A 5,964-nucleotide genomic window follows, 5' to 3' on the forward strand; every position below is an offset into this window, starting at 1 on the left:
CAAGACGAAAACACAAACCCCGGCGCAAGGCCGGGGTTTGTGTGCAGCCAAAACCTTAGTTCAGCGAAGCAATCGCTGCGTTCAGGGTTGCGCTTGGGCGCATGACTTTGCTGGTCAGCTCAGGGTTCGGGTAGTAGTAACCACCGATTTCCGCTGGCTTGCCTTGTACGGCGTTCAGTTCGGCAACGATTTTTTCTTCGTTGTCGGCCAGGGTTTTGGCCACTGGGCTGAACTGTGCCTTGAGGGCAGCATCGTCGTTCTGGGCGGCCAGAGCCTGAGCCCAGAACAGCGCCAGGTAGAAGTGGCTGCCGCGGTTGTCGATGTTGCCGACTTTACGCGAAGGCGACTTGTTGCGGTCCAGGAACTCACCGGTAGCCTGATCCAGAGTCTTGGACAGAACCAGCGCTTTCGGGTTGTTGTAGGTGTTGCCCAGGTGCTCCAGAGAAGCGGCCAGAGCCAGGAACTCACCCAGGGAATCCCAACGCAGGAAGTTTTCTTCAACCAGTTGCTGAACGTGCTTCGGAGCCGAACCACCCGCGCCGGTTTCGAACAGACCACCGCCGTTCATCAGGGGCACGATGGACAGCATCTTGGCGCTTGTGCCCAGTTCCATGATTGGGAACAGGTCGGTCAGGTAGTCGCGCAGTACGTTACCGGTGACCGAAATGGTGTCCTTGCCAGCGCGGGTACGCTCCAGGGTGAACGCCATGGCTTCAACAGGTGACATGACACGGATATCCAGACCGGCAGTGTCGTGATCGGCCAGGTACTTCTGGACTTTCTTGATCATCTCGGCATCGTGAGCGCGAGCCGGGTCCAGCCAGAACACAGCAGGGGTATCGCTGGCGCGAGCACGGTTGACGGCCAGTTTGACCCAGTCCTGGATCGGCGCGTCCTTGACCTGGCACATGCGCCAGATATCGCCTTCTTCGACGTTCTGTTCCATCAGCACTTTACCGCTGCTGTCCGATACACGGACAACGCCAGCAGTGGCGATCTGGAAGGTCTTGTCGTGGGAGCCGTACTCTTCGGCTTTTTGCGCCATCAGGCCAACGTTTGGCACGCTGCCCATGGTGGTTGGATCGAAAGCGCCGTGTTTCTTGCAGTCGTCGATCACAGCCTGATAGATGGTTGCGTAGCAGCGATCAGGGATCACGGCCTTGGTGTCCTGCAGTTCGCCAGCAGCGTTCCACATTTTGCCCGAGTCGCGGATCATGGCCGGCATCGACGCGTCGACGATCACGTCGCTTGGCACGTGCAGGTTGGTGATGCCTTTGTCCGAGTTGACCATCGCCAGCGGGGCGCGGACGGCGTAGACGGCCTGGATGTCAGCCTTGATTTCAGCCTGCTTGTCGGCTGGCAGGGCGCTGATACGGTCGTACAGGTCGCCGATACCGTTATTCAGGTTGAAGCCGACCTGCTTGAGTGCATCAGCGTGCTTGGTCAGCGCATCCTTGTAGTACTCAGCGACGATCTGGCCGAACATGATCGGGTCGGAGACCTTCATCATGGTGGCTTTCAAGTGAACCGACAGCAGCACGCCTTGTGCCTTGGCATCTTCAATGGCCGAGGCCACGAAGCTGCGCAGGGCTTTGGTGCTCATGACCGAAGAATCGATGATCTCGCCTTCTTTCACGGCAGTCTTTTCTTTCAGGACGGTGGCTGTGCCGTCTTGAGCGATCAGTTCGATTTTTACGTTATCGGCAGCGCCGATCAGGACAGCTTTTTCGCTGCCGTAGAAGTCGCCATTGCTCATGTGGGCAATGTGGGATTTCGAGTCAGCCGCCCAGGCGCCCATTTTGTGCGGGTGTTTGCGGGCGTAGTTCTTGACCGACAACGGTGCGCGGCGGTCAGAGTTGCCTTCACGCAGAACCGGGTTGACGGCGCTGCCTTTGGTCTTGTCGTAACGCGCACGCACGTCTTTTTCCGCGTCGGTGCTTGGCGACTCAGGATAGTCAGGGATCTTGAAGCCCAGTTCCTGCAGCTCTTTGATGGTCGCCTTGAGTTGTGGCACGGAGGCGCTGATGTTCGGCAGCTTGATGATGTTGGCTTCTGGCGTTGTGGCCAGCTTGCCCAGCTCGGCGAGGTGGTCGCCGATTTGCTGATCAGCGCTCAGGGATTCAGGGAAGCTGGAAAGAATGCGGCCCGCCAGAGAGATGTCTCGCGTTTCAACGTCGATATCAGAGGAGGCAGTGAAGGCTTCGATGATAGGAAGAAGCGAGTAGGTGGCGAGTGCTGGAGCTTCGTCGGTAAAGGTGTAGATGATCTTCGAACGGTTGGACATTTCGTATGAACTCTCTGTTTTGCTGAGCATGCACAAAATCTCGATGCGCGCAGGGTATGCACTTTGCTCGCAGTCTCTTCTTGAGCCTGAGTCGAGGTTTATTCGCGATGATGATGGTAGGTGCATCAGTCGAGCGTCAAGCGGTCGGGCGGCAGTGCTGCCCAACGCATACAAGGGCGCAAAGTCTCTTTCCAGACTCGTCCGCCCCTATGACCCGTTAGTCACGGCGGGAGTATATCAAACCCTTGGCGCTAAGCATTAATGCTAAGCGCTTCAGGCTGCATAAGGTATTGGCCGTTGGTCGAGGTAGGCGGGGAGCGCAGACTGGCGGTACACGCGCAGGGCATTTGTAAGCAGGCGTTACAAACGAAATCGGCCGACTCAGGTCACTGAGCCGGCCGACTTTTCAGGATTGGCGCATTGAGTAGGTGTTCGAATCAGGCGGTGACCTTCTCATGCACACTTGCTTGGGTGCTGACAGGGCTGGGCGACCCCGCTGGTTCAATTGTGACGTCGGTCTTGATCTTTATGGCATGCATTCCCTTGGGGCCCTGGATGATTTCAAAATTGACTGGCTGACCTGCCTTGAGGGTTTTGTAGCCGTCCATGTTGATAGCAGAAAAGTGGGCGAACAGGTCTTCGGTCTTCCCGTCCTCCACGATAAAGCCATAGCCTTTAGCATTATTGAACCATTTGACCTTACCGCTAGACATAGTCATATCCCTCTGCAAAGGACTCCGTTGGGAGTATCATCAACCTCATCCGCCGGACCGAAAAAAATTTTGGTTGACTGCGCGGACCCTTTTTACCCAATGTGGGTTCTATTGTTTGTAACACTGATTAGCCGATAGTCAAGGTCACGCGGCGGTCCATTTGAAAACCGGTCAGACTGCGACTCATTATTCAATCCGCCCTTTACGAACTTTTCTTTCCATGCATGCAATCAGCAAGATTCGACTAACATCAAATCAGGACAGTCCGGATTCCCATGAGGATGACGCGGCTGGCATCGCGGTTCAGGATGCCAAACCGACGTTGCAGGCGCCACCGATGTACAAGGTGGTTTTGTTTAATGATGATTACACCCCGATGGATTTCGTCGTCGAAGTGCTCGAGGTGTTCTTCAACCTGAATCGTGAGCTGGCAACCAAGGTCATGCTGGCCGTCCATACAGAGGGACGGGCAGTATGTGGATTGTTTACCCGCGACATCGCCGAGACCAAGGCAATGCAGGTCAACCAATACGCCAGGGAAAGCCAGCATCCGCTACTCTGTGAGATCGAGAAGGACGGTTAATCGCCGACCACTTGGGTATGAGGTGAAGCTATGTTAAACCGTGAGCTCGAAGTCACCCTCAATCTGGCCTTCAAGGAGGCTCGTTCGAAACGTCATGAATTCATGACTGTCGAGCACCTTCTGCTGGCTTTATTGGACAATGAGGCTGCCGCCACTGTTCTGCGTGCCTGCGGCGCAAACCTCGATAAGCTCAAGCATGATTTGCAGGAGTTCATCGACTCCACTACGCCGCTGATCCCCGTCCATGACGAGGATCGCGAGACCCAGCCAACCCTGGGCTTCCAACGCGTCCTGCAACGTGCTGTCTTCCATGTACAGAGCTCGGGCAAACGTGAAGTCACCGGTGCCAATGTGCTGGTTGCAATTTTCAGTGAGCAGGAAAGCCAGGCAGTGTTTCTGCTCAAGCAGCAGAGCGTGGCACGCATAGATGTCGTCAACTACATTGCCCACGGCATATCGAAAGTGCCTGGGCACGGCGATCACTCTGAAGGTGAGCAAGATATGCAGGACGACGAAGGTGGTGAGTCTTCTGCTTCAGGTAATCCTCTGGATGCCTATGCCAGCAACCTTAACGAACTGGCACGTCAGGGGCGTATTGACCCTCTGGTTGGCCGTGAGCAGGAAGTCGAGCGGGTCGCGCAGATTCTAGCGCGTCGCCGCAAGAACAACCCGCTTCTGGTAGGTGAGGCAGGTGTCGGCAAAACCGCTATTGCTGAAGGCCTGGCCAAGCGTATCGTCGACAATCAGGTGCCTGATCTACTGGCCAACAGCGTAGTTTATTCCCTGGATCTGGGAGCATTGCTGGCAGGTACCAAATACCGCGGTGATTTCGAGAAACGCTTCAAAGCGCTGCTCGGTGAGCTGAAAAAGCGTCCTCACGCGATCCTGTTCATCGATGAAATTCACACGATCATTGGCGCAGGTGCTGCGTCCGGTGGCGTGATGGATGCGTCGAATCTGCTCAAACCGCTGCTTTCGTCAGGTGATATTCGCTGCATCGGCTCGACGACCTTCCAGGAATTCCGTGGCATCTTCGAGAAAGATCGGGCTTTGGCGCGTCGTTTCCAGAAGGTCGACGTATCGGAGCCGTCGGTTGAAGACACCATCGGCATCCTGAGAGGCCTCAAAGGTCGCTTCGAGTCGCATCACGACATCGAGTACAGCGATGAAGCGTTGCGTGCCGCTGCAGAGCTGGCATCGCGCTATATCAATGATCGTCACATGCCCGACAAAGCGATCGATGTGATCGACGAGGCGGGGGCCTATCAGCGCCTGCAGCCGGTCGAGAAGCGCGTAAAACGTATCGAAGTGGCGCAGGTTGAAGACATCGTTGCGAAAATCGCGCGAATTCCGCCCAAGCACGTCAACAGTTCCGACAAGGAGTTGCTCAGGAACCTTGAGCGAGATTTGAAACTGACCGTGTTCGGTCAGGATGCGGCTATCGACTCACTGTCCACCGCAATCAAGCTCTCCCGTGCTGGCCTGAAGTCACCCGACAAGCCAGTGGGTTCGTTCCTGTTCGCCGGTCCTACCGGTGTCGGCAAGACCGAAGCCGCTCGTCAGTTGGCCAAGGCTCTGGGTATTGAATTGGTGCGCTTCGACATGTCCGAGTACATGGAGCGGCACACTGTTTCTCGCTTGATCGGTGCTCCGCCAGGTTATGTCGGTTTTGATCAGGGCGGTCTTCTGACCGAAGCGATCACCAAACAGCCGCATTGCGTGCTGCTGCTCGATGAAATCGAGAAGGCGCATCCGGAAGTCTTCAACCTGCTCTTGCAGGTGATGGACCACGGTACGCTGACCGACAACAACGGGCGCAAAGCGGACTTCCGCAATGTGATCGTGATCATGACTACCAACGCCGGTGCTGAGTCGGCGGCTCGGGCTTCGATTGGCTTCACCCATCAGGACCATTCGTCTGATGCGATGGAAGTCATCAAGAAGAGCTTCACGCCTGAGTTCCGCAACCGCCTGGACACCATCATTCAATTTGGTCGCCTCAGCCATGAGGTCATCAAAAGCGTGGTGGACAAGTTCCTCACTGAGCTTCAGGCGCAGCTGGAAGACAAGCGTGTGCTGCTTGAAGTGACGGAGGCGGCGAGAAGCTATCTGGCGCAGGGTGGTTACGACGCGGCGATGGGTGCCCGTCCAATGGCGCGTTTGATCCAGGACAAGATCAAGCGTCCGTTGGCCGAGGAGATCCTGTTTGGCGAGCTGGCCGACCATGGCGGTGTGGTACACATCGACTTCAAGGACGGCGAGATCACCTTCGAGTACGAAACCACAGCAGAAATGGCCTAGGTCTTACCAGCCAACCAAAGCCCCGCATCTCGAAAGAGGTGCGGGGTTTTTTGGTTGGATTTCGAATTTATGCATTCCCTGTG

4 protein-coding genes are annotated in these 5,964 nt (G+C 56.1%); 2 read left to right on the plus strand and 2 right to left on the minus strand.

Annotated features, from left to right (window positions below; all coding sequences use genetic code 11):
* Nucleotides 1-55: 55 nt before the first annotated feature.
* Together H8S59_RS25675 and cspD are read right to left on the minus strand one after the other, a co-directional pair.
* On the minus strand, nt 56-2,284 hold the full coding sequence (locus tag H8S59_RS25675; RefSeq protein WP_187523255.1) for an NADP-dependent isocitrate dehydrogenase: 2,229 nt from the start codon (nt 2,282-2,284) through the stop codon (nt 56-58).
* Between the two features lie 437 nt (nt 2,285-2,721).
* Nucleotides 2,722-2,997 carry a cold shock domain-containing protein CspD gene (gene cspD / locus H8S59_RS27115; protein WP_187523256.1) on the minus strand — a complete coding sequence of 92 codons (276 nt, stop codon included), beginning with the start codon at nt 2,995-2,997 and terminating at the stop codon, nt 2,722-2,724.
* A 220-nt stretch (nt 2,998-3,217) separates the two neighbouring features.
* Between cspD and clpS the strand changes: the two genes are divergently transcribed.
* Both clpS and clpA read left to right on the plus strand, forming a co-directional pair.
* Nucleotides 3,218-3,580: an ATP-dependent Clp protease adapter ClpS gene (gene clpS, locus H8S59_RS25685; RefSeq protein ID WP_095097492.1), complete on the plus strand. Its 363-nt coding sequence runs from the start codon at nt 3,218-3,220 to the stop codon at nt 3,578-3,580.
* Between the two features lie 30 nt (nt 3,581-3,610).
* Entirely contained in the window at nt 3,611-5,881 is a 2,271-nt protein-coding gene (gene clpA, locus H8S59_RS25690; protein ID WP_095097489.1) for an ATP-dependent Clp protease ATP-binding subunit ClpA, read from the plus strand.
* The last annotated feature ends 83 nt before the right edge of the window (nt 5,882-5,964 follow it).

Origin of the sequence: Pseudomonas folii, from assembly GCF_014357575.1 — a bacterium.
GTDB lineage: Bacteria > Pseudomonadota > Gammaproteobacteria > Pseudomonadales > Pseudomonadaceae > Aquipseudomonas > Aquipseudomonas folii.

Bases quoted from the DNA above. Each gene is read 5' to 3' on its own strand.
- H8S59_RS25675 (WP_187523255.1), bottom strand. From the start codon at position 2,284: ATGTCCAACCGTTCGAAGATCATCTACACCTTTACCGACGAAGCTCCA.
- cspD (WP_187523256.1), bottom strand. From the start codon at position 2,997: ATGTCTAGCGGTAAGGTCAAATGGTTCAATAATGCTAAAGGCTATGGC.
- clpS (WP_095097492.1), top strand. From the start codon at position 3,218: ATGCATGCAATCAGCAAGATTCGACTAACATCAAATCAGGACAGTCCG.
- clpA (WP_095097489.1), top strand. From the start codon at position 3,611: ATGTTAAACCGTGAGCTCGAAGTCACCCTCAATCTGGCCTTCAAGGAG.